This is a genomic window from Streptomyces sp. NPDC050619 (genome assembly GCF_040654815.1).
Classification (GTDB): Bacteria; Actinomycetota; Actinomycetes; order Streptomycetales; family Streptomycetaceae; genus Streptomyces.
Map to the genome: position 1 here is coordinate 187,690 of NZ_JBFAIR010000005.1, position 25,552 is coordinate 213,241.

At 70.4% G+C, this 25,552-nt stretch carries 24 protein-coding genes; 7 read left to right on the forward strand and 17 right to left on the reverse strand.

Annotated features, from left to right (window positions below):
* The first annotated feature begins 42 nt into the window (after positions 1-42).
* From AB0I77_RS11635 to AB0I77_RS11655, 5 genes are all read left to right on the forward strand, one after another.
* A complete protein-coding gene (locus AB0I77_RS11635; protein ID WP_363282258.1) occupies positions 43-1,416 on the forward strand; it encodes a sugar ABC transporter substrate-binding protein in 1,374 nt (457 codons plus the stop codon).
* The gene (locus tag AB0I77_RS11640; protein ID WP_363282259.1) at positions 1,413-2,351 is read left to right on the forward strand and encodes a sugar ABC transporter permease; all 939 of its coding nucleotides are present in this window, start codon (positions 1,413-1,415) and stop codon (positions 2,349-2,351) included. The genes AB0I77_RS11635 and AB0I77_RS11640 overlap by 4 nt, the downstream gene beginning before the upstream one ends.
* Positions 2,348-3,190 (forward strand): carbohydrate ABC transporter permease, encoded by an 843-nt coding sequence (locus AB0I77_RS11645; protein ID WP_363282260.1) that lies wholly within the window; start codon positions 2,348-2,350, stop codon positions 3,188-3,190. Before AB0I77_RS11640 ends, AB0I77_RS11645 begins: the two co-directional genes overlap by 4 nt.
* On the forward strand, positions 3,187-4,176 hold the full coding sequence (locus AB0I77_RS11650; protein WP_363282261.1) for a zinc-dependent alcohol dehydrogenase family protein: 990 nt from the start codon (positions 3,187-3,189) through the stop codon (positions 4,174-4,176). Before AB0I77_RS11645 ends, AB0I77_RS11650 begins: the two co-directional genes overlap by 4 nt.
* A 143-nt stretch (positions 4,177-4,319) precedes the next feature.
* Positions 4,320-5,546, forward strand: coding sequence for a TerD family protein (locus tag AB0I77_RS11655; protein ID WP_363282408.1), 1,227 nt, complete (start codon positions 4,320-4,322; stop codon positions 5,544-5,546).
* Positions 5,547-5,607: 61 nt separating this feature from the next.
* Here AB0I77_RS11655 and AB0I77_RS11660 read toward each other — a convergent pair whose 3' ends face one another.
* Complete coding sequence (locus tag AB0I77_RS11660) at positions 5,608-6,186, reverse strand: helix-turn-helix domain-containing protein (RefSeq protein ID WP_363282262.1); 579 nt, start codon at positions 6,184-6,186, stop codon at positions 5,608-5,610.
* A 136-nt stretch (positions 6,187-6,322) separates the two neighbouring features.
* Between AB0I77_RS11660 and AB0I77_RS11665 the strand changes: the two genes are divergently transcribed.
* Complete coding sequence (locus AB0I77_RS11665; protein WP_363282263.1) at positions 6,323-7,765, forward strand: MFS transporter; 1,443 nt, start codon at positions 6,323-6,325, stop codon at positions 7,763-7,765.
* Positions 7,766-7,781: 16 nt separating this feature from the next.
* Here the strand turns inward: AB0I77_RS11665 and AB0I77_RS11670 are convergent, their stop codons facing one another.
* The 9 genes from AB0I77_RS11670 to AB0I77_RS11710 all read right to left on the reverse strand — a co-directional run bounded on the left by AB0I77_RS11670 (position 7,782) and on the right by AB0I77_RS11710 (position 19,209).
* Positions 7,782-8,654 carry a carbohydrate ABC transporter permease gene (locus AB0I77_RS11670; RefSeq protein WP_363282264.1) on the reverse strand — a complete coding sequence of 291 codons (873 nt, stop codon included), beginning with the start codon at positions 8,652-8,654 and terminating at the stop codon, positions 7,782-7,784.
* Positions 8,644-9,660, reverse strand: coding sequence for a sugar ABC transporter permease (locus AB0I77_RS11675; RefSeq protein WP_363282265.1), 1,017 nt, complete (start codon positions 9,658-9,660; stop codon positions 8,644-8,646). The genes AB0I77_RS11670 and AB0I77_RS11675 overlap by 11 nt, the downstream gene beginning before the upstream one ends.
* Position 9,661: 1 nt before the next feature.
* Positions 9,662-10,969, reverse strand: coding sequence for an ABC transporter substrate-binding protein (locus AB0I77_RS11680; RefSeq protein WP_363282266.1), 1,308 nt, complete (start codon positions 10,967-10,969; stop codon positions 9,662-9,664).
* A 156-nt stretch (positions 10,970-11,125) separates the two neighbouring features.
* Positions 11,126-12,169 carry a LacI family DNA-binding transcriptional regulator gene (locus AB0I77_RS11685; RefSeq protein ID WP_363282267.1) on the reverse strand — a complete coding sequence of 348 codons (1,044 nt, stop codon included), beginning with the start codon at positions 12,167-12,169 and terminating at the stop codon, positions 11,126-11,128.
* A gap of 59 nt (positions 12,170-12,228) precedes the next feature.
* Positions 12,229-13,245 (reverse strand): 1-aminocyclopropane-1-carboxylate deaminase, encoded by a 1,017-nt coding sequence (locus AB0I77_RS11690; RefSeq protein WP_363282268.1) that lies wholly within the window; start codon positions 13,243-13,245, stop codon positions 12,229-12,231.
* Positions 13,246-13,265: 20 nt separating this feature from the next.
* A complete protein-coding gene (locus tag AB0I77_RS11695; protein ID WP_363282269.1) occupies positions 13,266-13,913 on the reverse strand; it encodes a GntR family transcriptional regulator in 648 nt (215 codons plus the stop codon).
* 79 nt (positions 13,914-13,992) lie between these two features.
* Positions 13,993-15,582 carry a TROVE domain-containing protein gene (locus tag AB0I77_RS11700; protein WP_363282270.1) on the reverse strand — a complete coding sequence of 530 codons (1,590 nt, stop codon included), beginning with the start codon at positions 15,580-15,582 and terminating at the stop codon, positions 13,993-13,995.
* A gap of 508 nt (positions 15,583-16,090) precedes the next feature.
* Positions 16,091-17,551, reverse strand: a complete 1,461-nt coding sequence (locus AB0I77_RS11705; protein ID WP_363282271.1) for an alkaline phosphatase PhoX — start codon at positions 17,549-17,551, stop codon at positions 16,091-16,093.
* 230 nt (positions 17,552-17,781) lie between these two features.
* The gene (locus AB0I77_RS11710; protein ID WP_363282272.1) at positions 17,782-19,209 is read right to left on the reverse strand and encodes a hypothetical protein; all 1,428 of its coding nucleotides are present in this window, start codon (positions 19,207-19,209) and stop codon (positions 17,782-17,784) included.
* Between the two features lie 254 nt (positions 19,210-19,463).
* Here AB0I77_RS11710 and AB0I77_RS11715 point away from each other — a divergent pair, with 254 nt between their 5' ends.
* The gene (locus tag AB0I77_RS11715; RefSeq protein WP_363282409.1) at positions 19,464-21,290 is read left to right on the forward strand and encodes an endonuclease/exonuclease/phosphatase family protein; all 1,827 of its coding nucleotides are present in this window, start codon (positions 19,464-19,466) and stop codon (positions 21,288-21,290) included.
* Positions 21,291-21,311: 21 nt separating this feature from the next.
* On the opposite strand, the gene AB0I77_RS11720 is transcribed toward AB0I77_RS11715, so the two are convergent.
* The 7 genes from AB0I77_RS11720 to AB0I77_RS11750 all read right to left on the reverse strand — a co-directional run bounded on the left by AB0I77_RS11720 (position 21,312) and on the right by AB0I77_RS11750 (position 25,420).
* The gene (locus AB0I77_RS11720) at positions 21,312-22,052 is read right to left on the reverse strand and encodes an SRPBCC domain-containing protein (protein ID WP_363282273.1); all 741 of its coding nucleotides are present in this window, start codon (positions 22,050-22,052) and stop codon (positions 21,312-21,314) included.
* Positions 22,053-22,065: 13 nt separating this feature from the next.
* Positions 22,066-22,677 (reverse strand): helix-turn-helix domain-containing protein, encoded by a 612-nt coding sequence (locus AB0I77_RS11725; RefSeq protein ID WP_363282274.1) that lies wholly within the window; start codon positions 22,675-22,677, stop codon positions 22,066-22,068.
* An 84-nt stretch (positions 22,678-22,761) separates the two neighbouring features.
* Entirely contained in the window at positions 22,762-23,445 is a 684-nt protein-coding gene (locus AB0I77_RS11730; RefSeq protein WP_363282275.1) for a hypothetical protein, read from the reverse strand.
* Between the two features lie 105 nt (positions 23,446-23,550).
* On the reverse strand, positions 23,551-24,048 hold the full coding sequence (locus AB0I77_RS11735) for a DUF3618 domain-containing protein (RefSeq protein WP_363282276.1): 498 nt from the start codon (positions 24,046-24,048) through the stop codon (positions 23,551-23,553).
* A complete protein-coding gene (locus AB0I77_RS11740; protein ID WP_363282410.1) occupies positions 24,045-24,476 on the reverse strand; it encodes a phage holin family protein in 432 nt (143 codons plus the stop codon). The genes AB0I77_RS11735 and AB0I77_RS11740 overlap by 4 nt, the downstream gene beginning before the upstream one ends.
* A gap of 111 nt (positions 24,477-24,587) precedes the next feature.
* Positions 24,588-25,280: a hypothetical protein gene (locus tag AB0I77_RS11745; protein WP_363282277.1), complete on the reverse strand. Its 693-nt coding sequence runs from the start codon at positions 25,278-25,280 to the stop codon at positions 24,588-24,590.
* Complete coding sequence (locus AB0I77_RS11750; protein WP_363282278.1) at positions 25,277-25,420, reverse strand: hypothetical protein; 144 nt, start codon at positions 25,418-25,420, stop codon at positions 25,277-25,279. The genes AB0I77_RS11745 and AB0I77_RS11750 overlap by 4 nt, the downstream gene beginning before the upstream one ends.
* Between the last annotated feature and the right edge of the window lie 132 nt (positions 25,421-25,552).

A 25,552-nucleotide genomic window follows, 5' to 3' on the forward strand; every position in this document is an offset into this window, starting at 1 on the left:
CCCAAGACGCCCCTTATCTCCATATACGTCCAGGAGCGATCCATGCGAACCCAGAGCCGACGACGGCCACCGCGAGCCACGCTCGCCATGGCTGCCGTAGGGACGCTGCTCGCCCCGCTGCTCTCCGGCTGCTGGGTCGGAGCGGGCGGGGCCGGAGCGGGCGGCAACGCCATCAATGTCCTGATGGTCAACAACCCGCAGATGGTGGAGTTGCAGAAGCTCACCGCCTCGCACTTCACCAAAGAGACCGGCATCAAGGTCAACTTCACCGTCCTGCCGGAGAACGACGTCCGCGACAAGATCAGCCAGGACTTCGCCAACCAGGCGGGCCAGTACGACGTGGCCACCCTCAGCAACTACGAGATCCCGATCTACGCCCGCAACGGCTGGCTGCACGAGATGAACTCCTACGTCGCCAAGGACCCGGCGTACGACGAACAGGACATCCTCAAGCCGATGCGCCAGTCGCTGACCGCCGACGACGGGAAGCTCTACGGCCAGCCCTTCTACGGCGAGTCCTCCTTCCTCATGTACCGCAAGGACGTGTTCGCGAAGAAGGGCCTGACGATGCCCGCGCACCCCACCTGGACCCAGGTGGCCGACCTGGCCGCGAAGGTCGACGGGGCCGAGCCGGGCATGAAGGGCATCTGCCTGCGCGGCCTGCCGGGCTGGGGCGAGCTGATGGCGCCGCTCACGACGGTCGTGAACACCTTCGGCGGCACCTGGTTCGACAAGGACTGGAAGGCCCGGCTGAACTCCCCCGGCTTCGAGAAGGCGACGAAGTTCTATGTCGACCTGGTCCGCAAGCACGGCGAGTCCGGCGCCGCCCAGTCCGGCTTCGCCGAGTGCCTCAACAACCTGACCCAGGGCAAGGTCGCCATGTGGTACGACGCCACCTCCGCGGCCGGTTCTCTGGAGGCGGCGAACTCCCCGGTCAAGGGCAAGCTCGGCTACGCCCCCGCCCCCGTCGAGGAGACCAAGTCCGCCGGCTGGCTCTACACCTGGGCCTGGGGCATCCAGGACGCCTCACGCAACCCCGACAAGGCCTGGAAGTTCGTCTCCTGGGCGTCCAGCAAACAGTACGAGCAACTGGTCGGCGACCAGATCGGCTGGTCCAACGTGCCCGCCGGCAAGCGCGCCTCGACGTACACGAACCCCGCGTACGTCAAGGAGGCCGCCGCCTTCCAGGAGATGACCAAGCAGGCCATCGAGGGCGCCAAGCCCAACGACCCCGGCGTGCAGCCGCGCCCCGCGCCCGGCATCCAGTTCGTCGGCATCCCCGAGTTCACCGATCTCGGCACCAAGGTCTCCCAGGAGATCAGCGCGGCCATCGCCGGACGCCAGTCCGTCGAGTCGGCCCTGAACAAGTCCCAGCAACTCGCCGAGCGGATCTCCGAGGAGTACGAGGGACGATGACCGCGACGACCATGGCCCCTGTGCCCACCACGCCCGCGCCCACAGCGCCACAGCCCCCCGCCCGCCTGCGCAACTGGGCCACCCGCGCCCCGCTCCTCCCCGCCCTGATCTTCATGATCGCCGTGACCCAACTCCCGTTCGTGGCCACGCTGGTGATCTCCTTCTTCGACTGGAACGCCCTCTATCCCAAGGCCCGCCACTTCACCGGCTTCGACAACTACCAGCAGGTGCTGACCGACGCCGACCTGCGCCAGTCCGTGTGGACGACGGTCCTGCTGACGGTCGCGGTGGTGCTGGCCAGCCTGATCCTGGGCCTGGCCCTGGCACTGCTCCTGGACCGGAAGTTCAAGGGCCGGGGCGTGGTCCGCACGCTCCTGATCGCCCCCTTCCTGGTGGTGCCGGTGGCGGCGGCCCTGCTCTGGAAGCATGTGCTCTACAACCCCGAATACGGCCTGTTCAATGGGTTGTTGCACTATGTGGGCGGCCCACAGCCGGACTGGATCTCCAACACCCCGCTGCTCGCGGTCGAGGCATCGCTGATCTGGCAGTGGACCCCGTTCATGATGCTGATCCTGCTGGCCGGCCTCCAGAGCCGCGACCAGCAGCAGATGGAGGCCGCGCGGGTGGACGGCGCGAGCGACTGGCAGATCTTCCGCTACCTGACGCTCCCGCATCTGCGCCGCTACCTGGAGCTGGGCGCGTTGCTGGGCTCGATCTACATCGTCCAGAACTTCGACGCGGTCTTCACGATCACCTCCGGCGGCCTGGGCACCGCGAACCTCCCCTACACCGTCTACCAGAGCTTCTACCAGGCCCATGAGAACGGCCTCGCCTCGGCCGCCGGCGTCCTGGTGGTCATCGGCTCGATCATCATCGCGACCTTCGCCCTGCGTGTGGTGTCGTCGCTGTTCCGCGAGGAGGTGTCGCGCGCATGAGCGCAGTGACCGTAGGTGTCCGCCGTAAGGGAGCGGGCCTGGGCCTGGTGGCCTGGCTGGCGGGAATCGTCTTCTTCCTGCCCATCGCCTGGATGGCCCTGACGTCCTTCCACTCCGAGTCGGACGCGGCCACCAACCCGCCGTCCTTCACCGCCGCCCTGACCCTGGACGGCTACCGCGAGTTCTTCGGCACCGGCGGCGGCGCGAGCCCCTGGCCGGCGCTGATCAACTCGGTGGTGGCGTCGGTGGCGTCGACGCTCTTCGTTCTTCTCCTGGCCCTTCCGGCGGCGTACGCGCTGTCGATCCGCCCGGTGAAGAAGTGGACGGACGTCCTGTTCTTCTTCCTGTCGACGAAGATGCTGCCGGTGGTGGCGGGTCTGCTGCCGATCTACCTGTTCGCGAAGAACACCGGGATGCTCGACAACATCTGGCTCCTGGTCATCCTCTACACCTCCATGAACCTGCCGATCGCGGTGTGGATGATGCAGTCCTTCCTGGCCGAGGTCCCGGTGGCGATCATCGAGGCCGCGCGGGTGGACGGAGCGCGCCTGCCGACGATCCTCGCGCGCGTGGTGGCGCCGATCGCGCTGCCCGGCATCGCGGCGACGGCCCTGATCTGCTTCATCTTCAGCTGGAACGAACTGCTCTTCGCGAGGGTGCTGACGGGTGTGGTGGCCGAGACCGCGCCCGTCTTCCTGACCGGCTTCATCACCAGCCAGGGCCTGTTCCTGGCCAAGGTGTGCGCCGCGTCGCTCGTGATCTCCCTGCCGGTGCTCGCCGCGGGGTTCGCCGCCCAGGACAAACTGGTCCAGGGCCTGTCATTGGGAGCCGTGAAATGAAGGCCGCCGTCATCGAGTCCGTGGGCCGTGCCGTCGTCGCCGAGGTCCCGGACCCGACGCCCGGGCCGCGCCAGGTCGTCGTCGAGGTCGCCGCCTGCGGCCTGTGCGGCACCGACCTGCACATCCTCCAGGGCGAGTTCGCGCCGAAGCTGCCGATCGTGCCCGGGCACGAGTTCGCGGGCGAGGTGGTCGCGGTGGGCACCCAGGTCACGGAGCTGTCGACCGGCGACCGGGTCGCGGTGGACCCGTCCCTCTACTGCTACGAGTGCCGGTACTGCCGTACGGGCCACAACAACCTCTGCGAACGGTGGGCCGCGATCGGCGTGACCACGGCGGGAGGCGCGGCGCGGTACGCGGTGGCACCGGTGGCGAACTGCGTGAAGCTGCCCGAGCACGTACGCACGCAGGACGCGGCACTGGTGGAACCGCTGTCGTGCGCGGTCCGGGGTTACGACGTCCTCCAGTCCCGCCTCGGCGCCCACGTCCTGATCTACGGCTCCGGGACGATGGGCCTGATGATGCTGGAGCTCGCCAAGCGCACCGGAGCGGCGAGCGTGGACATGGTGGACCTGAACCCGACGCGACTGGAGACGGCGCAGCGGCTGGGCGTCTCCGGGTCAGCGGCGAACGCCGACGAGCTGGAACGGCCGCAGGGCTGGGACGTCGTGGTCGACGCGACGGGCAACGCGGCGGCGATCCAGGACGGTCTGGAGCGGGTGGCGAAGGCGGGCACGTTCCTCCAGTTCGGCGTCGCCGACTACGCGACCCGCGTGACGATCGACCCGTACCGCATCTACAACCAGGAGATCACCATCACCGGCTCGATGGCGGTCCTGCACAGCTTCGAACGAGCGGCGGAGCTGTTCGCGAACGGGGTCCTGGACCCCGAGATCTTCATCAGCGACCGCATCCCGCTGGACCGGTACCCCGAGGCGCTGGAGCAGTTCGCGGCGGGGGTGGGACGGAAGATCGTGGTGGTGCCGTGAGCTTCGCGCTCTTCCATGCGGGGGGTGTGGGGGGCGGCGGCCCCCACACCCCCCGCAACAGCCGCTGAGCGGAACCGACCCGATTGGCCGCCAGGTAAGGGAACGGTAAAACGGCCTCGCTCGTTCAATGAGGCATGACAGCTATGACCCCCGGCTCGAACATCCCTCTCTCCGCCGCCCGCGTGACGGTGGACGTCGCCGCCCCGGTGCGGCTCGACGTATCGGGCCTGCTGCTCACCGCCGACGGCAAGGTGCGCTCCGACGACGACTTCATCTTCTACAACCAGCCGGCGGGCCCGGGCGTGGCCTACCGCTCCGGCGGCGGCACAGCCCCCGACGCGATCACGGTCGACACCGCCGCCGTCCCCCCGGGCATCGAGAAGATCGTGGTCACGGCCAGCCCGGACGCCGCCGGCCAGACCTTCCAGGGCATCGAACCGACGGCCACCATCCGCAACGGGAACGACAACTCCGTCCTGGCCACGTTCACGCCCCCGCAACTCGGCTCCGAGACGGCGCTGGTGATCGTCGAGATCTACCTGCGCAACGGCGTCTGGAAGGCCCGCGCGGTCGGCCAGGGCTACTCGAACGGCCTCGCGGGCATCGCCACCGACTTCGGCGTGAGCGTGGAGGAGCCGGCCCCGGCCCCCGCCGCCGCCCAGCCGGTGGCACCGCCCCCGCCGGCCATGCAGCCCCCGGTGGCGCCGCCGGCCCCGCCCCTGGACCCGCGCCTGGCCGCGCCCCCGGCGCCCGCCGCTCCCCCGCCCCCGCCCGCCGCCGCTCCCGGCACCGGGAAGATCAACCTCGACAAGGGCCGGGTCAGCCTCCAGAAGAACCAGACCGTCTCCCTGGTCAAGGGCGGCGCACCCCTGCTGTCCCAGGTCAAGATGGGCCTCGGCTGGGAGCCGGCGTACGGCGGCAAGGACATCGACCTGGACGCCTCGGTCATCGCCTACGGCCCGCAGCGCAACCACATCGACAGCTGCTACTTCGGCAAGCTGTCCATCGTGAACGGCGCGATCAAGCACTCCGGCGACAACCTCACCGGCGAGGGCGGCGGTGACGACGAGGTGATCGTCGTGGACCTCGGCCGTCTCCCCCAGGAGGTCACCGGCCTGGTCTTCACGGTGAACTCGTTCACCGGCCAGAAGTTCACCCAGGTCGCCAAGGCCTACTGCCGTCTCCTCGACGCGGCCACCGGCGAGGAACTCGTCCGCTTCGACCTCACCAGCGCCGAGGCACAGACGGGCGTCCTGATGGCCAAGATGATCAAGCAGTTCTCCGGCGAGTGGGAGATGACGGCCCTGGGCAACTTCGTCAAGGCCCGCACGGTGCGGAACATGGTGAAGCCGGGGGCCCAGGCGCTGTAACGACCGCTTGTCACGACCCGTACGGCTTCAAGGGCGCCCCGCACCGGGGCGCCCGCCGCTCTCACTCCCCCGGCCCGGGCCGCAGCCCTTCCGTCAGCAGTGACAGATACCGGCGGATGTACTTCCCCTCCCCGTCCGCCAGCTCCGAGGCCGTCGCCACCCCGTGCGCGAGGCGCAGGATCTCGACCGGCTCGACGTCCTGCCGCAGCGTCCCCTCCCGCTGCGCCGCCTCCACCAGCCGCGCCGCCGCGCCCCTCACAGAGTTGCCGCAGGCCGTGACCACGTCCGAGCTCCCGTCCGTGACGGCCGATCTCAGCAGCGCCTTCAGCCCGCGCACCTGGATCATCCCCGCGCTGAGTTCGTTCAGCCACTCCACCAGCGCCTCACCCGGCGGCAGCTCCCGCGCGATCTCCTCGGCACGCGCCGCGATCGCCTCGATGCGGTCGACGTACGCCGCCTCCAGCAGCGCCTGACGGGTCGGGAAGTGCCGGTACAGCGTGCCGGATCCGACCCCCGCCCGCTTGGCGATGTCGTCGAGCGAGGCGCCTTCCCCATGCTCGGCGAACGCCTCGGTCGCCGCCGCCAGCAACCGCTCGTAGTTGCGACGGGCGTCCGCGCGCATGGACCTGACCTGCGTCATCCAGATACTCCTTGCAAACCGGGGACCCTCTCCGTATCTTACTGAAAGCTAATCGGAGATAGTCCCCGCTTATTTCGGCGGGCAGTCCGCGCTGCCCGCACGCTCCTCCTCGGGGACGCCAGACCGGGAGAACTCCATGTCCGTCCCGTCCGCACCGTCCACCACCACCGACCCGCTCTCCGCACCGCACCCGCCTGCCAGGCTGGGCGCCGTCCTGTTCGTCATCGTGACCGCCTACCTGATGGTCGGCGTCGATTCCACCGTCGTCAACGTCGCTCTGCCGGACATGCAAAAGGACCTCGACTTCAGCCCCACCGGACTGTCCTGGGTCCTCAACGCCTACACGCTCGCCTTCGGCGGCCTGCTGCTGCTCGGCGGCCGGGTCGGCGACATCGCGGGCCGCCGCCGGACCCTCACCCTCGGCGTCCTCCTCTTCGCCGCCGCCTCGCTGCTCGGCGGGCTCGCCACCGACAGCGCCTGGCTGCTCGCGGCCCGCGCGCTGCAAGGCGTCGGCGCCGCCCTCACCGCCCCCAGCACCCTCGCCCTGATCACCACCAACTTCCCCGACGGCCCGCGCCGCCACCACGCCCTGGGCATCTACGCCTCCATGGCGGGCATCGGCGCCTCTATCGGCCTGGTCCTCGGCGGCATGCTCACCTCCTGGGCGTCCTGGCGCTGGGCCCTGCTGATCAACGTACCGATCGGCGCGGCGGTGGCTGTCGCCCTGCCCCGCTTCGTCGCCGAGACCCCGCGCCACGCGGGCCGGTTCGACGCGGCCGGCGCGCTCACCGGCACCACCGGCATGACCGCGCTCGTGTACGCGTTCATCCGGGTCTCGGAAGCGGGCTGGAGCGACACCCAGGCGCTGCTCGCCTTCGGCGCGGCGGCGGCCCTGCTGGCGGCCTTCGCCTTCGTCGAGTCCCGCGCGGCCCAGCCGATCCTGCCCCTGCGGCTCTTCGCCGACCGCGACCGGGCGGGCGGCTACGCCGGCATTCTGCTGCTGCCCGCCGGCATGTTCGGCGCGTTCTACTTCCTCAGCCTGATCGGCCAACAGGTCCTGGACTACAGCCCGTTGCGCGCGGGCTTCGCCTTCCTGCCGCTGACCCTGGCGATGTTCACCACGGTCCGTTTCGTGCCCCGCCTGCTGGCCCGCCTCGGCGCCAAGCCGGTACTGCTCACCGGCATGACCCTGCTCGCCGCGTCGGGCGCGTGGCTGTGGCGGCTCGAACCCGGTGACGGCTACACCGTCGGTCTGCTCGGCCCGCTCCTGCTGATGGGCGTGGGCACCGGCCTCAGCTTCATGCCGCTCAACGCGACGATCCTCGCCCGCGTCGAACCGCGCGAGGCGGGCGCCGCCTCCGGGCTGCTCCAGACCCTTCAGTGGCTCGGCGGCACGCTCGGACTGTCGATCCTGGTCACGGTCTTCGGCACGGCGACCCGGCACGCCACCGGGTCACCGTCCGAGATCCTCACGGAGGGAGCAGCACGCGCGTTCGGCGTGGGGGCGCTGATCGCGCTCGGCGCGCTGCTGGTGTGCGCGTTCGTGATCACGAGCCGCAGGCCGAGGGCCACCGCCTAGCACGAACGGCCCGCCGTCACATCTTCGTCGCCCCCGCGGCAAGGTCCCGCAGGAAGTGCCGCGCCCCGAGCAGGAAGACGACGATCAGCGGGATGACGCTCATCAGCGCTCCGGCCATGACGAGGGAGTAGTCGGTCTGGTACAGGACGTTGAGGTTCGCCAGGGCGACCTGGAGGGTGACCTTGTCGGGGTCGATCATGACGACCAGCGGCCAGATGTAGTCGTTCCAGAGGCCGATGAACGTGAAGATGCCGAGGAAGGCGAGGGCGGGGCGGAACAGCGGCAGCGCCACCGTCCAGTACAGCCGGAAGAAGCCGGCACCGTCGATCCGCCCGGCGTCCAGCAGCTCGTCGGGCAGCGAGTTCTGGGCGTACTGGCGCATCCAGAAGATGCCGAAGGCGTTGGCCGCACCGGGAATGATCAGCGCCTTCAGCGAACCGGCCCAGCCGAACTCGGCCATGGTGACGAACTGCGGCACCAGGGAGAGCTGTGCGGGGATCATGTACGTGACCAGCAGCGAGCCGAAGAGGAACCTCTTGCCCGGGAACTCGTACTTGGCGAAGGCGAACGCGGCCAGCGAGTCGAAGAACAGCACCAGCGCGGTCCCGAGCACGGCCACGACGACGGTGTTGAACAGCGAGCCGAAGAAGTCGACGCTGTCGAGCACCCGCCGCATGTTGTCCAGGAGATGCGGTCCCGGTACCAGCTTGGGCGGGTAGCGGTAGATGTCCTGAGTGGTGCCGGAGGCCATCACCACCAGCCAGTAGAAGGGGAACAGCGAGACCAGCACACCGAGCAGCAGCACCGCCCGGACACCGACCCGGGTGAGCCTGCTGCCGGCGCCGATGGCGAGGCCCGCGCTGCCGGTCGTCCTCTCGTCAGCGGCCATCGCGGGCCCCCTTGCGGCGCAGTGACCGGGCGAGACCGGCGATACCGCGGCGGTCCTCGCGGTCGGAGCCGGAGACCAGCCGCCAGTTGATGACGGTGAAGACCGCGATGATCGCGAAGAGGACCCAGCCCATCGCGGCCCCGTAGCCGAACTGGTGGTCCTTGAAGGCCTTCTGCCACAGATAGAGCACGATGGTCATACCTTCCTGGCCCGGTCCGCCCGTGGTTCCGACGTCGCCCGACTGGAACAGCACCTGGGACTCGGTGAAGATCTGAAGGCCGTTGATGGTGGACGTGACGGCGGCGAAGAGGACCACCGGCCGCAGTTGCGGCAACACGACCCGGAAGAGGGTCTGCCAGCTGTTCGCGCCGTCGACGCGGGCGGCCTCGAAGTGCTCGGTGGGAATGGCCTGGAGGCCCGCCAGGAAGATCAGGGCGTTGTAACCGACCCACCGCCAGATGATCATGAGGGAGAGCGACGATTTGATCCCCCACTCGGAGGACAGCCAGCCGACCCCGTCCAACCCGACCATCCTCAGCGCCGAGTTGGCGAGGCCCGTCTGCGCGAAGACCGAGCCGAAGACGACGGTCATGGCGACCATCGAGGTGACATTGGGGATGAAGTACGCCACCCGGTAGGCGCCGGTGAACCGGACCTGCGAGTGCAGCAGGAACGCGAGCACCAGGGCCAGGAACAGCATCGGCACCGTGGACAGGAACCAGATCTCGAAGGTGTTGAGCACCGAGTGCCAGAACACCGAGTCCTCGAGCAGCCAGCCGTACTGCTTGAGGCCGACGTACCGCATGTCGCCGATGCCGTCCCAGTCCTGGAAGGACAGGTACAGGGAGAAGACGACGGGGAAGGCGCCGAAGACGGCGAACAGCACATAGAACGGGGAGATGGCGAGGAGGGCCGGGATGTGGCGGCGCCGTCCGCCCGGGGCGGTGGATCGCGTACGGCGGACAAGTGGCCGCTTTTCGGTCGGCGGGTCGAGAACTGTGGCCATGTCAGCTCACTCCCAGCCGGGACAGCGCCGTCTCGGCGGTGTTCACCGCGTCCCGCCAGGCCCTGTCGGGTTTCTTGCCGAGCGTTTCCACGTTGGTCAGCTCCTGGAAGAACGGGGTGTTGGCGGTCTCCTCGTACGGGCTGAAGTAGATGACCGGAGCCTTCTGGGCGGCCGGGCCGAAGACGTCGATGGGCCGCTGACCGCCGAAGAAGGGGTCGGGCGTGCGCATCGCGGGGTCGGCGTAGACGGCCGGAGTGGTGGGGAACAGGGCCATCTCCTGATAGCTCCCCAGCTGGTTCGCCGGCCCGAGCAGCCACTTCACAAAGGCGAAGGCGCCCTCGGGGTCGCGGCAGTAGCGGGTCATGGTGACGTACGACCCGCCGTAGTTGGCCGGGCCGTCCGGCATAGTGGTCAGCCGCCAGGCACCGGACGTCTTCGGCGCGCTGTCCTTCAGCCCGTTGATGGCCCACACCGCGGTGGTCATCGTGGTGACCCGGCCCCCGCTCATGGCCGCGTTGAAGTCCGGCGTGCCGTCCGTGATCCGGGCGCTGAGGCCCTCGCGGAACATCTCCACGGACAGGTCCCAGGCGCGTCTGATGTGTGGCTGGTCGCCGATGAAGCGGTTGTCGGCGTCCACGAACTGCTGGGGGCTCTGGAGCAGGATCTGCTGGAAGACGTTGCCGACGTTGCTCACCAGGTACGGCTTGCCGGGCCCCTTCGCCCGGAGCGTCCGGCCGGCGGCGAGGAACTTCTCCCAGGAGGAGGTCGCCGCGGCGACCTCCCGCGGCTCGTCGGGCAGTCCGGCCCGACGGAAGAGGTCCGCGCGGTAGTAGAGCGCGGTGGGGCCGGCGTCGAGCGGGAAGCCGATCATCCGGCCCGACGGGGTGAAGCAGCTCTTCCACTTCCAGTCGAGGTACTGGTCGCGGACGGCTTGCGCGCCCAGCGTCCGCAGGTCCAGGAACTCGTTCTCGTCCGGGAAGAACGTGGCGAGGTTGTCGGAGTTCACGACGGTCAGGTCCGGCACGTAGGCGCGGGCGGCGAGACTCGTGCGCACCTTCGAGTCGATGTCGCCGTCGGGGATCTGGGAACCCTTCACCTTCAGCCCCGGCACGCCGGGTACGGCACGCCTGGCGGTGGCGAGCAGTGTGTCGCTCAGCGAGCCCTTCCAGTACCACAGACTCAGGTGATCGGTTCCGGCCGAGGCCGAGCCACTGGCCGCCCCGCATCCCGACAGGCCCAGCAGGGCTCCGCCGGCGCCGGCGAGGGAGGCCCCCAGCAGACGTCGGCGGGACAGCGTTCGGTGTGGCATGGGCGCGCACTCGCTTTCGGAGAGACAACGATGTCAGGGGCTCCGTGAACGTTCACGTGAACGTTGCCGACGAGTATTGGGGTGGCTGAAAACAGGAGTCAAGACATGTGCGAGCGCTATCTGTTGACGCGTTTTCAGAGGCCGGGGGGGGCGCCGTCAGGCCGAGGCCCGTACCACCAGCTCGGGGCTCACCCACGCGTCCGCGCCGCTCAGCGGTTCCTCGCCCGTGCGCAGGCGGGCCACCTGCTCGACGGCCAGCCGTCCCAGCCGGCGTTTGTCGAGGTGCAGGGTGGTGAGGGCGGGCTCCACCAGTTCGCCGAGCGAGAGTCCGTCGAAGCCCATCACGGCCAGGTCGTCGGGCACCCTCCGGCCCAGGCGGCGGGCGGCACGCATCGCGCCGACGGCGATCAGATCGTTGAAGCCGAAGACCGCGCTCATCTCGGGCCGGATGTCCAGGAGTCGCTCCATGCCCGCCTCGCCGCCGACGACGCTGTGCTCGGGACACATCACGACCCAGCTGTCGTCGACGGGCAGGCCGTGCCGCCGGGCCTCGGCCAGGAAGGCCTCGCGCCGGGGGCCGGGGGCGTCGAGCCGGTCGCCGTCCAGCATGCCTATCCTGCGGTGCCCCGCGCCGACCAGATGGGCGATGCCCTGCTCCAGGCCGGCCGCCGCGTCGATACCCACGGCCGCGAACCGGGTCTGCTGCGGGCCGCGTTCCAGCAGCACCAGCGGCACCCCGCCGAGGTGGCGGGCGAGGACGTCATCCTGATTCTTGAAGTAGCCGACGACCGCGTCCGCCTGGTGGGACAGCACGTCGAGCGCCTCCCGCTCCCGGACGTCGTCCGTGCGGGAGTCCCACACCACCACCTGCCAGCCGCGCTGCTCGGCGGCCTCCAGCACCCCGGCGGCCACCTCGGGGAAGAACGGGTTCATCAGGTCCGGGATCACCAGACCCGCCGTCACCGCCCCCTTGCGGACGAGGCCCCGCGCGAACCGGCTCGGCCGGTAGTCCAGCAGACGGGCCGCTTCGAGCACCCGTTCCTTCGTGGCCGGGTCTATCTCACCCTTGTCGTTGACCGCCCGGGAGACGGTCTGGCGGGACACTCCGGCCAGCTGGGCGACGTCGTTGATCGTGGCCCGGCGGCGGGGGCCGTCGGGCACGTGGATACGCGGCTCCCGCTGCTGATTGTCGGCCCACACGCTGTGCACTGTATCCGGCCACCGCGAGAAGGCGACCGGGACAGGCGATCCGGGATCGGCTAGAACAGCGCGCTGTACGCGTTGAGCGCGGGCTGCCCGCCCAGGTGGGCGTAGAGCACGGTGGAGTCCCGGCCGATCTCGCCGCGCGCGACCAGGTCGATCATCCCGGCCATCGACTTCCCCTCGTACACGGGGTCGGTGACCATCCCCTCGGTGCGGGCCGCGAGGCGCATCGCCTCCAGGGTCGTCTCGTCCGGGATGCCGTACGTCCCCGCGTGGTAGCGCTCGTCCAGCTCGACGTCGGCCTCGGTCAACTCCTTCTTGACGCCGATGAGTTGCCCGGTGTTGTGGGCGATCCGGGCGATCTGCTCCCGGGTGCGGGCGGGTGCCGCCGACCCGTCGATGCCGATCACGCGCCGTGTCCGCCCGCCCGCCTCCTCAAGGGCACGGAACCCGGCGACCATGCCCCCCTGCGTCGACCCGGTCACCGAGCACACCACGACGGTGTCGAAGAAGACGCCCAAGTCCCTTTCCTGCTCGGCGACTTCAAACGCCCATCCGGCGAACCCCAGACCGCCGAGCGGATGGTCGGAGGCACCGGCCGGGATGGCGTACGGCTTCCCGCCGCCCTCCTCGACCTCCCGGAGCGCCAGCTCCCAGCTCTCCTTGAACCCGATACCGAAGCCGGCCCGCACCAGCCGCACATCCGCGCCCGCGAGCCGGCTGATCAGGATGTTGCCGACCTTGTCGTACACGGCGTCCGGCCACTCCACCCAGCTCTCCTGCACCAGCACGCACTTGAGCCCGGCGCGGGCGGCGCAGGCCGCGACCTGGCGGGTGTGGTTCGACTGCACGCCGCCGATGGAGACGAGCGTGTCGCAGCCCTGCGCGAGGGCGTCGGCGACCAGGTACTCCAGCTTGCGCGTCTTGTTCCCGCCGTACGCGACACCGGAGTTGCAGTCCTCGCGCTTGGCCCACAGGGCCGCGCCGCCGAGGTGCGCGGTGAGCCGCTCCAGGGGGTGCACGGGCGAGGGCCCGAAGAGGAGGGGGTAACGGTCGTAGGAAGAAAGGGACATGGATCCTCCCGGGATCGGGATCAGTCGCTGTCGGCGAGTTCGGCCAGTCCTCGCCAGATCTCCGCGGTGACACGGACCGCTTCGTCCACGTCTGAGGCCGCACAGGACTCGATCAGCCGGTCGTGCAGGCCGGCCGAACGACAGTTGCCGCCCTCGCCGAAGCGTCGTCGCTCCAGGCGGCGGATGAGGGGGGTGTAGCGGGCCGCGGTGGCGGCGGCGGCGCGATTGCCGCTGACGCGGACGAGGACGTCGTGCAGTTCGTCGTCGGCCCGCAGGGCGGTGTCCACGTCACCGGCGCGGACGGCGGCCGCGAACCGTTCGTTGGCCGCGCGCATCGCCTCGATGTCCGCGGCGAACAGCCGGGGCACGGCGACCCGCGTGACCAGTTCGTGCATGGCGCCGACCACGGCGGCGGCGTCCCGTACGTCGGAGGCGATCACCGGGGTCACCCGCGTGTAGCTCTGCGGCTTGCTCTCCAGCAGCCCCTCGTCGACCAGCCGCGCGAAGGCCTCGCGCACCGGCGCCCGGGACAGCCCGAGCCGCTCGGCGAGTTCGGCGTCGCGGACGACCGCGCCCGGTTCGATGTCACCGGCCACGATGGCGTCCCTGATCGCTTCGTAGGCGCGGTCCCTGAGGAGGGTCCGGCGCACGGGTTGCATCGCTTCCACAACTGAAATGTTAGATATCAGATCTCCTCAGCACAAGGGTGTGGCCCGCACCGAAGTGCGGGCCACACCCTCACAGCCCTCAGGCAGCCCACGGCCAGTCGGCGTCCCGGGCCCCCTCGAGCAGCGGAACCATCCGGAAAGCCGCGTCCGACAGGCCGCCGAACGTGTGCCGGTTCCCCGTCCCCGAGGGACCGTGGCCCGCCCGGTACCCCGCGAGGTTCCAGGTGTACACCGGGACCTGCGCCGGAACCTGCGCGGTCGGGTCGCCGTAGTGGCTGTACGCGGCCTGCTCGTCCGTGACGATCAGCACGCGGTCGTGCTTCTTGTAGTGCTTGCGTACCGCCTCGCTCGTGTTGGTGCCGCCCAGGTCGCCGAAGCGCTCCAGGACCTTCAGCACCGACTCGCCCTTGCGGAACTTCAGGCGGTTGCTCGACGTCCCGAACTCGACGAGATCCGCGTCCGCCGCCCGCAGCGCGAGCGCCGTGCCGAAGATCGCCGCCGCGTCGGCCCGGTTGAGCTCCGAGCGCTCGGACAGCCGCGAGAAGAACATCGAGCCCGAACGGTCGACGAGCACGAGGGTGCGGCCGGGCAGCGCGGGCACGTTGGCCAGCGAGTGGCCGAGTGCCTGCTCCAGCGGGTACGACCAGCGCAGCGACGGCGCGTGCTGGTACGCGGCCAGGTACCGGAAGGGGAACTGCCGCGAGCGCGCGACCTGCGCCGGGTCGCTGATCTTCGCCGCGACCTGGGCGGCGACCTCGTCCGAGACACCGGCCTCGTCGAAGTTCCGCAGGTTGCGAACGAGGGCCGTCGCCCCCATGGACGGAATCACAGCCTCCCAGGCCGACTTGTCCATCGGCCCCTGTAGCCAGCCGGCCAGCGACTCCCAGGTGATGCCCGCGTCCGCGAGGCGCTGCGCGCCGCCCGCACCCATCACGACCCTGCGCCGCTTGGCGGGCCGCAGTGCCATCAGGTCACGGTGGGCCGCCAGAACGGGCAGCGACCTGGGCACCACAGCCGTGTCCGGGTGGTGCCGGCGGTCGAGGGCGTACTGGAACAGCTCGCCCTGCCACGGCTTGTCCGGGTCCGGGGCCGCGTGCACGAGGTTGAGGATGTCGCCGAAGCGGTAGCCCTTGGACGCCGTGTCGTACTTCAGGAGCGACCTGGCGCTGTAGAGGCGGCGTACGGCATCGGCGATGCCGCGCTTGACCGGCTTGGGGACGTTGCGGCCGTACATCGCGGTCCAGTACGCGAGGAGCTCGCCGGGCTCGTCGGGACGCTGGAGTACGCAGGCGACGACCTGTCGGTTCGACGGGCCGTCGGCCGCGTCCGCGTCCGCGTCGAGGCGGGCCTTGACGTACTCGGCGGCGCCCACGATCGACGCGGTCCGCAGGTTGCCCTCGCCGCGCAGCCAGCCGAGCAGGCCGGCGGTCCACTCCGGGTCGGTGACGGCGAGTTCGCGCACGAGGCGCGCGAACCGGTCGTCGCGGTCGGCGCCGGTCTCGTAGAAGGTCTGCTGCGAAACCAGGTTGGAGACCGACAGCAGGAAGAGTTCCGAGCGCGCGTCGCGCTCACGGCCTCGGCCGCCCTCGTAGGTACGGAGCACCTGGCCCGTCGAAGTGACGCGCGAGGTGGGCCGCGCCCGGGCCGCCTTGTTGTTGAAGCGTGCCATGGTGAATTCCCCCGAATTCGTTTGCGTTTCGGAGGGAGGCGCAGCAAAAGGAGTGTGCCCGAGGTCGAAGTCGGCGACGGCCTTATCACCAGGCGCGTCTGCCAGTTCCGCCACATCGCCCGAAGCGATGACGGGATTCGAACCCGCACGGTTTCCCACCAGGTCCCGAAGTAGCCGCTGCCTGCGCACCGGGCACACACCATGTGCTGCGCCTCCCGAGATCAAGTCGGCGGCGGCGTGGATTCTTTGAAAGAGAAGTAGCCGCAGCCCGCGCACCGGGAGGTGCATGAAGTTGTGGTGTCCAGAGTTCAAGGCCGGCGGAACCGACGTAGGTGCTCTAACCCCTGAGCTACACCGGCGCGTTGTACCGGTGGCGGGACTCGAACCCGCGGCCGCCCCATTATCAGTGGAAGTAGGTCCTGCCTTCGCACCTGGACATTCATCACTGTAGGAGGCGTACCGCGGGACGGGCGAGTGAATTAATTCCCGGCGTATGGAAAAGAGAGGGTCAGCCGCGCTTCTGGCGCTTCCACGGCCCAGTGATCGCGACCAGGATGCCCGGCGTCTGAATGTTGGCGAACAGCGTCGTGCCGTCGGGCGAGAAGGTGACGCCGGCGAACTCGCTGTATTCCGGCTCCTCCTCGGTGCCGACGTTCAGGTCGTTGCGGGCGATGGGGTAGGTGCGGCCGCTGTCCGTCGCGCCGAAGAGGTGGGAGATTCCCTCGCCGTCCTCGGCGAGAATCAGGCCGCCGTACGGGGAGACGGTGATGTTGTCGGGGCCGTCGAAGGCGCCGTCGACAGACGGGTCGGGGTTGACGCCGAGCAGGACCTTCAACGTCAGCGTCCGGCGCGTGGGGTCGTAGAACCAGACCTGGCCGTCGTGCTGGACGGGGCTCTCCTCACGGGCGTAGGAGGAGACGATGTAGGCGCCGCCGTCGCCCCACCACATGCCTTCCAGCTTGCGGGCGCGGGTGATCTCGCCGTCGGCGAACTGCTTGCGTACGGGGACGGTCTGCGCGTCCCGGTCGGGGACGTCCACCCAGTCGACGCCGTACACGGTGCCGGTCTTCGTGGCGCGGGAGAGGTCGTCGACGAACTTGCCGCCGGAGTCGTAGCACTTGGGCGCCTGGAGGACGCCGGCGTCGTCGGCGAGGGTGCGGAGCTTGCCGTGACCGTACTCGAAGCCCTTCGGCGGGGTCCAGCGGAAGAAGAGGCCGTTGGGCTTCGAGGCGTCCTCGGTGAGGTAGGCGTGGCCGCGCCGGGGGTCGATGACGACGGCCTCGTGGTCGTAGCGGCCGAAGAACTTCAGGGGCTTGGGGTTCTTGTTGGCACGACGATCGCGGGGGTCGACCTCGAAGACGTAGCCGTGGTCCTTGGTCATGCCGTTGGTGCCGGCCCGGTCGGAGTTCTCCTCGCAGGTGAGCCAGGTGCCCCAGGGGGTGCTGCCGCCCGCGCAGTTGGTGGAGGTGCCGGCGATGCCGACCCATTCGGCGACCTGTCCGTCGGGGCGCACCTCGACGACCGTGCAGCCGCCGGAGGCGGCCGGGTCGTAGACGAGGCCCTCGGTCAGCGGCACCGGGTACGTCCAGTTGGCGCGCGGGCCCTTCAGCTCGTGGTTGTTGACGAGGAGGGTGGTGCCGCGCGGGCCGGCGAAGGCGGCCGTGCCGTCGTGGTTGGACGGGGTGATCTCGCCCGACTCCAGCTTGGTCTTCCCGCTGTAGGTGATGACGCGGTAGGAGAATCCGGCGGGCAGCGCGAGGATGCCCTTCGGGTCGGTGAGCAGCGGTCCGTAACCGACACTGCCGTACGCGGCCGCCGATTCCTCTCCGGTGCCCTCGGTCCCGGTGGAGGTCTCCTTGGACGCGAGGGCGTTCGGTGCGGTGGCGAGGGCGCCGACGCTGCCCGCCAGTGCGACACCGGCTCCGGTGATCGCGGATTTTCTGGCGAAGGCCCTGCGGGTGAGCGACATGGTGTCTCCTGTGACAAGGGGTGTGCCGTGGAGGGTGGCGGACCTCGGTCCGCGTCACGGTCCCGTCCGGGTCTGAACAGCGGTTGAACACCGGGCGACTTCACCGGGCCCGCTTCCATGAATCCGTATGGGCTGCCCCAGTAGAACCAAAGGACTGTCCCAGGGGAACCAAAAAGAGACCGCGCTCGCTCCCCCGCGCAGGACCCCCTCACCCTCCGCGCAGAACCCCCTCACCCCCCGTGCTGCGACCGCGCCTTGAACGCCGCCTTCCGGGCCTCCTTCGCGATCTTCTTGTCCGGATGCAGTCGCCCCATCGCCTCCAGCACATCCGCCGTGGCCGGGTGCTCGACCCGCCAGGCCGCCGCGAAGAACCCGCTGTGCTGCTGCGCCAGGCCCTCCACCAGGCCCCGCAGCTCGTCGGAGTTCCCTTCGGCGGCCAGTTGTGCGGCGATCGTGTCGACGGTCAGCCAGAACACCAGGTCCTCGGACGGCGCCGGCACGCCGGAGGCGCCTCGTTCGGTCAGCCAGACCCGGGCCAGCCCGCCGAGCTCCGGGTCGTCGAGGACCTCCCGCAGCGCCGGCTCGGCCTGCGCGCCCACCAGGGACAGGGCCTGCTGGCAGAGCAGTCGCCTGAGCGGCGCACCGGAGTCCGAGCCGCGTGCCGCCGCCAGCAACTCGCGTGCCGCGGCGAGGGGTTCACGACGGGTCAGCCACTGCTCGGTCTCGGCCTGGGCCGCCGTCGGCGGGAACGTCGCCGTCGCGTCGAGCAGCGCGTCGGCCCCCTTGTCCGCGAGGTCGCCGACCGCGGGCGCCGCGAACCCGGCCTCCAGCAGGCGCGACCGCAGCCCGTACAGGCCGAGCGGGGTGAGCCGGACCATGCCGTAGCGGGAGACGTCGGTGTCGTCGAGGGGGGCCGCGGGTTCCTCCTCGGTGTCCGCCATGAGTGTCTCGTCGACCGGCTGGTACTCCACGAGCCCGACCGGCTCCAGCAGCCGGAACTGGTCGTCGAGCCGCATCATCGCGTCGGACACCTGCTCCAGCATGTCGTTGGTGGGCTCGCCCATGTCGCCCGGCACGATCACCGAGGCGGCCAGCGCCGGCAGCGGCACGGGCCCCTCGCCCGGGCCGTCCTCGCTGACGGTGAGGAGGTACAGGTTCCCGAGTACGCCGTCCAGGAGCTCCGCCTCGGCCTCGGGATCCCAGTCCAGCGACGAGAGGTCGACCTCGCCGCCCGCCTCCGCCGCGTCGGCCAGGTCGTCGAGGTCGGGCACGCTCGCGTCGGCCAGCACCGTCTCCAGGGCCGCCAGCCACACCCCGAGCACGTCCTGCGGGGCGCCGCCGGTGAGCAGCGCCAGGTCCTCGCCGGTCGCGACGGTGCCCGCCGCCTCGTCGACGATCTCGACGAGCCCGGTGTCGAGGGCGACCCGCCAGGCCTCGCTCGCGTACGCCGCGGCGTCGTCCCCGCTCAGCCCGAGGACCTCGGCAGCCGCGGGCAGTTGCTCGTCGACGAGCCCGCCCCCGGCGTCGACCCGCGTGTCCGGTCCGGCCCAGCGGGCGAGCCGCGCGGCCCGGGAGAGCAACGGCGTGGACAGCGCGTCCCGCGCCAGCTCCGCTTCGGGACGCAGCCGCACCGGCGGCAGGGGGGAGCTGTCTGACATCGGATGGTTCTCCTAGGGGGCGTCGTACCACTCGATTGCTCAGCCTAGACGGATTTCCACCCATGCCGCCTGGTTCATGTCCCGGTCAGGGCCCGTACATGGCTGAAACCTTGACAACTCGTGTGACCAGGCAGGAGATTGACGCGCGTAGAAGGAGAGGGGGCAGCTGTTCACTCTGTTCTACGCGCGTCACCCGCGGTCCCATGCTCCACACCCTCATCCCGGCACCCACGTACATCCCCGGAGGGATCCCGTTGCCGAGCAAGTCTTCCGCGCGTCTCGCCGCGCTCACCGTCGCCGCCGTCTGTTCCGCGGCGTCCACCGTCGTTCTCACCTCGCCCGCACACGCGGATTCCGTGCGTATCCATGACATCCAGGGCACGACCCGCATGTCGCCGTACGCCGGACAGCAGGTCACGGACGTGACCGGAATCGTCACCGGCGTGCGCACGTACGGATCGTCCAGAGGCTTCTGGATGCAGGATCCGAAACCGGACGCCGACCCGGCCACCAGCGAGGGCGTCTTCGTCTTCACCAGCTCCGCCCCGAAGGTCGCGGTCGGCGACGCGGTGACCGTCTCCGGCACGGTCTCGGAGTACGTCCCGGGCGGCACGTCCTCCGGCAACCAGGCGCTGACCGAGATCGTCCGCCCGACGGTCACCGTGGTCTCCGGCGGCAACGCGGTCCCGGCCGCCACCGTCATCAGCGCCAGGTCCGTGCCGAGCACCTACGCCCCGGCCGGCGACAGCGCCGCGAACGGCTCGGTCAACGCCCTGCCCCTGCGGCCGTCGCAGTACGCCCTGGACTACTACGAGTCCCTGGAGGGCATGAACGTCCAGGTCGCCGACGCCCGCGTGGTCGGCGCCACCGACCCGTTCACCGAGCTGTGGGTCACGGTGAAGCCGCGCGAGAACGCCAGCCGCGGCGGCGGCACGGTCTACGGCTCCTACGACTCCCAGAACACGGGCCGGCTCCAGATCCAGTCCCTCGGCGCGGTCGCCGACTTCCCGGCCGCGAACGTCGGCGACACCCTCACCGGCACCACCGCCGGCCCGCTGGACTACAACCAGTTCGGCGGCTACACACTCGTGGCGAACGAGATCGGCACGCTGAAGAGCGGCGGTCTCGAGCGCGAGACGACGCAGAAGCAGCACAGCGGCGAGCTGGCGGTCGCGACGTACAACGTCGAGAACCTCGACCCGACCGACGCGAGCTTCGAGGAGCACGCCGCCGCGATCACGCACAACCTCCAGTCCCCCGACATCGTGTCCCTGGAGGAGATCCAGGACAACAACGGCGCGAAGAACGACGGCACGGTCGCCGCCGACCAGACGGTGACCAAGCTGATCGACGCGATCGTCGCGGCCGGCGGCCCGAAGTACGACTGGCGCTCCATCGACCCGGTCAACAACGCCGACGGCGGCGAGCCGGGCGGCAACATCCGCCAGGTGTTCCTGTTCAACCCTCAGCGGGTCTCCTTCACCGACCGCGCGGGCGGCGACGCCACGACCGCCGTCGAGGTCACCAAGGACCACGGCAAGGCGGCCCTGACGGCCTCCCCCGGCCGTATCGACCCGGCGAACACCGCCTGGGCCAGCAGCCGCAAGCCGCTGGCCGGCGAGTTCGTCTTCCGCGGCCGCACGGTCTTCGTGATCGCGAACCACTTCAACTCCAAGGGCGGCGACCAGGGGCTGACCGCGCAGTACCAGCCCCCGGTGCGCAGCTCGGAGACCCAGCGGCACCTCCAGGCGACGGCCGTCAACACCTTCGTCAAGCAGATCCTGGCCGCCCAGAAGAACGCGGACGTCCTCACGCTCGGCGACATCAACGACTTCGAGTTCTCCGGCACCACCAAGATCCTGGAGGACGACGGCGCGCTCTGGTCGGCGATCAAGTCCCTGCCGAAGAGCGAGCGTTACACCTACGACTACCAGGGCAACAGCCAGGTCCTCGACCAGATCCTGATCAGCCCGTCGATCCGGCGCGAGTGCGACTTCGAGTACGACAGCGTGCACATCAACGCGGAGTTCAACGACCAGATCAGCGACCACGACCCGCAGGTCCTGCGGTTCAGGCCGTAGCCGCTGACCGGTTCGCGGTGCTCAGGGCTGGCTGAACACTCCGTTCAGCCAGCCCTTCCACGCGGCCTCGTCCGCGTCCGCGTCGGCGCCGGGCGCGAAGTCGTGGACGCTGATCCCGACCGGGTAGCTCCAGTGGTTGCGCCCGAAGAAGCGGATCAGGGCGTCCTCGGTGCGCAGCCCGATGAAGTACGGGTTGCGGAAGTCCACTACGGCGTCCAGCGGTTGCCCCTCGGGGCCGCGCACCTGGACGCGCGCACCCTCGGCGGTGTCGTCCGCGAGGCCGAGCGCCCGGCCGACGGCGGCGAGGGCATCCGGTGTCTTGGACGCGTCCGGGCCGTCGAAGGTGGTGAAGGCGGCCGTGCGGGGCGCGAAGTGGAGCAGGTACTGGCGCAGGGTCGCCAGGTAGAAGTCGGTGTGCTTGGCGGCGCCGTCGTACTGGTTGTCCCAGTCGTCGACGAAGATCCCGCTGTGCACGTACCGCACCCAGGCACGCCGGCCCTCGTCGCGCGGTTCGATGGTGTAGTCGAGCTGGTTGAGGGTCTGTTCGGAGATGCCCTCGACGTTCTCGACACGGTTGGTGTAGCGGTGCGGCGGATCCCAGGCGGTGACCGTGGAGCCGAAGGGGCCCTTGCCGCCCTCGCGCGGCTCGGGGGGCTCCATCGGCCACAGCCAGCCGTCGGTCCCGGCGGTGACGGCCTCCCACACCTGCTCGGGCGAGGCGTCGACCTCGAACTCACGGGCGATCTCGAATTCCTTGGACATGGCGGGCTCCTGCTTACTGAGACTCGAGTTCCGGGGTGGTCTGGTCCTTGACCGTGGGATGGACGGCCACCACGATCCGGTGATCGCGGCCGTCCTCGGTGTCCGGGGCGTCGTACTTGCGGATCAGTGCGCCGACCCCGGCCGTCAGCTCCTGGATGAACGCGGCCCGGTCGGCGGCCGAGGCGAACCGCACCTCGCCGTCCAGCGCGAACGTCGCCAGCCGCTTGCGGGCCTTCGCCGCGCCGGTGATCAGCGAGCCGACGTCGCGCACCAGGCGGGCGCCGACCGCGAGCAGCCAGCGGGCGGAGAGCTGGTCCCGGAAGCGGTCCGGGTCCGGTTGTACGGCGGCGAGCGCGAGCGGCGAGATGACGTACGACGCGGCGGTCGCGCGCATCAGCCGCTCGGTGACGTTGCCCTTGCGGCGCTCGCCGACCAGTTCGACCAGGCCGTGCCGCTCCAGCGCCTTGAGGTGGTAGTTCACCTTCTGCCGAGGCAGTCCGACCTTGCCGGCCAGCATGGTGGCCGACGCGGGTCCGGCGGCCAGCTCGGCGAGCAGCCGGGCCCTTATGGGGTCCAGGGAGACGGCTGCGGCCTCGGGGTCCTCGATCACGGTGACGTCCAGCATGTCTCCACCGTCTCACCGAACACTTTTTTTGTCCAGACGGATCGAGTTTTCGGTATACCCGTCTGTCTCAGGTACTGCCCGGGGCTACTCGGGCACGAGGCCGAGCGCGTGGCCGTACCGGGCGACGGTGAAGCCCTTCAGGCCGGGGTACGCCCGCAGCCGCTCCCACTCCGGGCCGGCGGCCATACCGATGGCCTCCTCGTAGGACTGCTCGCTCTCCCACTCCGCGTAGTTCAGGACGTGGGTGCCGTCGCCGCTGATGTGGAAGTGCGCCGAGATGAGTCCGCGCTCGTTCTCCGCGGGCACCTCGGCGCCCAGGATCAGGTCCACCCAGTCGCGCCGCCGCCCGGACGCCTCCTCCTCGAAGTCGATCCGTACGGCCACGATCAGACCCGGCACCCGCGAGTCCCCGGCGGCACGCTCCCGGCTGCGATACCGCCGGTAGCGGTCGAGCCGCACCCGCTCGATCCCGGGCACGGCGGTGTCGATCTCATCGTTGCGCTCCTGGCGGTGGACCTTCACGAAGGCCTCGTAAGCCTGCTCCCGCGTCCACTGCGAGTGGTGCAGCAGCGTCTCGCCGTCGTGCCCGGTGTAGACGTGGTAGCCGAGCAGGCCGCCGGCGGGCCAGGGCCGGCGCTCCCAGGTGCGCCCGATCGCCTCGACCGCCTGCCGCTGCCGCTCGGGCGTCCCGACCCGCCACGTACTGAAGAACGGCGCCCCCGCCTCCGGGCGGGTGAGGTCGGGGTGGGTGTCGGTGCGGCGCGTCATGGCGGCCTCCAGGATGCGGTGGTCGGTGTGTGCCGACCACCCTCCAACCTCAACCGAGATTCAGGTCAAGTCCGCGATTCGGGGCCGCCCGACGAGCTGAGATCACTACCTCCGGGGATACCGCCACCCCACCACCACGACCACGGCCACCACCGCGCCGATGACAAGCGCCGGCCGCGGATGCCGAACCGCCGCCTTGACGACGGGCCGGGCCGGCCACGGCAAGTTGTGCTCCGCCCTGTCCTCCAACGCGTGCCCCGCGTGCGTCGTCTTGTCCTGGGCGGTGTGCCCGGCGTGCGCGGCCCGGTCGTGGACCGCGTGCCCGGCGTGCGCGGCCCGGTCCTGCACCGCGTGCCCGGCGTGTGCGGCCCGCTCGTGCACCGTATGCCCCGCCTGCGCGGCGTTGCTGCGCAGCTGGATCGTCATCGCGCCCGCCTTGTCCCTGAGGTCGGCCGCCCGGGCCCGGGCGCGCCCCTTCACGTCCGCCTTGCCCGCCAACTCCTCGACGGTGTCGCCCAGTTGGCCGCGAGTCAGCTCGATCTGGCGCCGCAGCTCGTCGGGCCCCTTGGCACCCGTACCCTGTGCCCCTGTCCTGTCCGTCATCGGTGCGCCCTTCCCCTGATCTCCTCGACGTCGGCCCTGACGCTGCCGAGGGCCTCCTCGGGCGTGGGCGGTGTGGCGCGGCGCAGCTGGGCGCGGCCGGTCACCGCGAGCACGCCCGCGAGCGCGAACAGTACGCCCGTCACGATGAGCGCCGAGGCCCAGACGGGCAGCGTCAGCGAGAGCGCGGCGGCGGCCGTGCCGGCCAGGGCGAGCAGACCGGCGTAGCCGACGGCGCCCGCGGCGCCGAGCAGCCCGCCGCCGCGTCCGGCACGGCGGCCCTTCGCGGCGAGCTCCTCCTTGGCGAGGGCCACTTCCTGTCGTACGAGCCGGGAGAGCTGTTCGGTGGCCTGTCCGACGAGTTCGCCGACCGAGTGCTGTGCTGCGTGATGTGCGTCGTGATGTGCGTCGTGTGCCGGCCTGGTGGCCATGGTCCCGGTCACGGTGTCCGCCTCCTCTCGGTTTCGGACCACCCGGGTACCCCTGACCACCCCCGATACCCCTGCGGCCCGCCCCCGCTGTCCCCGCGGCCCTCCGCCCCGCTACCCCTGCACCCCGCCCCCGCCCTCGCCCCCGCCGAGCCGGGCCAGCTGGGCCTGGAACCAGTCGAGCCGGGCCTGCAACAGGGCGGCCTCCGCGGTGAGTTCGGGCACGCCGAGGCCGTCGGACGGGCCCAGGTCGCCGGCGGGCAGTTCCAGGCCCTTGCCGGCCACCACCCGCAGCCCGTCCCCGGCCAGCCGGGCGAAGCCGGCTGGCGAGACGGACGTACGGCCGCGCAGGCACCCCGCGCAGGAGGCGACCAGGGCCCGCCAGCCGGGTCTGCCCCAGCCGGCGTCGGCCAGCGCCGCCGCGACCTTGCCGCAGGCGCACGGGCCGACGGTGGCGGTCCGCACCCGCTGGCGGGCACTGCGGAAGCCGCGCTCGAAGCGGATGTAGCGGCCGAGCACGGAGACCTCCAGCAGGACGGCCGTACGGTGCTCGGCCGTGCACAGCAGCGCCTCGGCCGTCGTACGGTCGTGCACGCAGTGGAAGCCGCAGTCGCAGCGGCGGTGCGGTGCCCGGTGCCGCAGGCCGTAGACGCAGGACGCCTCGGCCACGACTCCGTACGGCAGCGCGCCGCCCAGCGACACACCGGTGAACCCGGCCCGGGTCCCGTCCTGGGAGAGCACCGGGTGGGCGATCTTGTATCCGGTCGGCGGCTCCGTCGGGCGTTCCTCGGGAAGCCGCAGCCTCATCGGGCGGCCGGGGCCTCTTCTGGCGCCCGCAGTTCCCTGATCTCCTCGGCGAGGATCTCTTCGGAGAGTTCGCGTTCTTCCTCGTGGGCCTGAGGCCGTTCTTCCGCGACGCCGGTGGCGAGTGCCTTGCCGAGCTTCATGACGCCTCCCATGAGCAGGGGTCGATGACCGTCCTCGCCATGGTGACCCATGAAGGCCCGGGTTGGACATAGGGCCTTGGCGCGCTCCTCGCAGCATCCCTTAGCGATATCTCGTAGAAGAATTAAGTGGAG

Excerpts from the sequence above, each read along its gene's own strand:
- AB0I77_RS11730 (WP_363282275.1), bottom strand. The coding sequence starts at position 23,445 with ATGACGCGCCGCACCGACACCCACCCCGACCTCACCCGCCCGGAGGCG.
- AB0I77_RS11660 (WP_363282262.1), bottom strand. The coding sequence starts at position 6,186 with ATGACGCAGGTCAGGTCCATGCGCGCGGACGCCCGTCGCAACTACGAG.
- AB0I77_RS11705 (WP_363282271.1), bottom strand. The coding sequence starts at position 17,551 with ATGTCGCTCACCCGCAGGGCCTTCGCCAGAAAATCCGCGATCACCGGA.
- AB0I77_RS11735 (WP_363282276.1), bottom strand. The coding sequence starts at position 24,048 with ATGACGGACAGGACAGGGGCACAGGGTACGGGTGCCAAGGGGCCCGAC.
- AB0I77_RS11725 (WP_363282274.1), bottom strand. The coding sequence starts at position 22,677 with ATGCTGGACGTCACCGTGATCGAGGACCCCGAGGCCGCAGCCGTCTCC.
- AB0I77_RS11645 (WP_363282260.1), top strand. The coding sequence starts at position 2,348 with ATGAGCGCAGTGACCGTAGGTGTCCGCCGTAAGGGAGCGGGCCTGGGC.
- AB0I77_RS11750 (WP_363282278.1), bottom strand. The coding sequence starts at position 25,420 with ATGAAGCTCGGCAAGGCACTCGCCACCGGCGTCGCGGAAGAACGGCCT.
- AB0I77_RS11720 (WP_363282273.1), bottom strand. The coding sequence starts at position 22,052 with ATGTCCAAGGAATTCGAGATCGCCCGTGAGTTCGAGGTCGACGCCTCG.
- AB0I77_RS11700 (WP_363282270.1), bottom strand. The coding sequence starts at position 15,582 with ATGGCACGCTTCAACAACAAGGCGGCCCGGGCGCGGCCCACCTCGCGC.
- AB0I77_RS11675 (WP_363282265.1), bottom strand. The coding sequence starts at position 9,660 with ATGGCCACAGTTCTCGACCCGCCGACCGAAAAGCGGCCACTTGTCCGC.
- AB0I77_RS11740 (WP_363282410.1), bottom strand. The coding sequence starts at position 24,476 with ATGGCCACCAGGCCGGCACACGACGCACATCACGACGCACATCACGCA.
- AB0I77_RS11665 (WP_363282263.1), top strand. The coding sequence starts at position 6,323 with ATGTCCGTCCCGTCCGCACCGTCCACCACCACCGACCCGCTCTCCGCA.
- AB0I77_RS11710 (WP_363282272.1), bottom strand. The coding sequence starts at position 19,209 with ATGTCAGACAGCTCCCCCCTGCCGCCGGTGCGGCTGCGTCCCGAAGCG.
- AB0I77_RS11655 (WP_363282408.1), top strand. The coding sequence starts at position 4,320 with ATGACCCCCGGCTCGAACATCCCTCTCTCCGCCGCCCGCGTGACGGTG.
- AB0I77_RS11640 (WP_363282259.1), top strand. The coding sequence starts at position 1,413 with ATGACCGCGACGACCATGGCCCCTGTGCCCACCACGCCCGCGCCCACA.
- AB0I77_RS11680 (WP_363282266.1), bottom strand. The coding sequence starts at position 10,969 with ATGCCACACCGAACGCTGTCCCGCCGACGTCTGCTGGGGGCCTCCCTC.
- AB0I77_RS11635 (WP_363282258.1), top strand. The coding sequence starts at position 43 with ATGCGAACCCAGAGCCGACGACGGCCACCGCGAGCCACGCTCGCCATG.
- AB0I77_RS11650 (WP_363282261.1), top strand. The coding sequence starts at position 3,187 with ATGAAGGCCGCCGTCATCGAGTCCGTGGGCCGTGCCGTCGTCGCCGAG.
- AB0I77_RS11670 (WP_363282264.1), bottom strand. The coding sequence starts at position 8,654 with ATGGCCGCTGACGAGAGGACGACCGGCAGCGCGGGCCTCGCCATCGGC.
- AB0I77_RS11745 (WP_363282277.1), bottom strand. The coding sequence starts at position 25,280 with ATGAGGCTGCGGCTTCCCGAGGAACGCCCGACGGAGCCGCCGACCGGA.
- AB0I77_RS11690 (WP_363282268.1), bottom strand. The coding sequence starts at position 13,245 with ATGTCCCTTTCTTCCTACGACCGTTACCCCCTCCTCTTCGGGCCCTCG.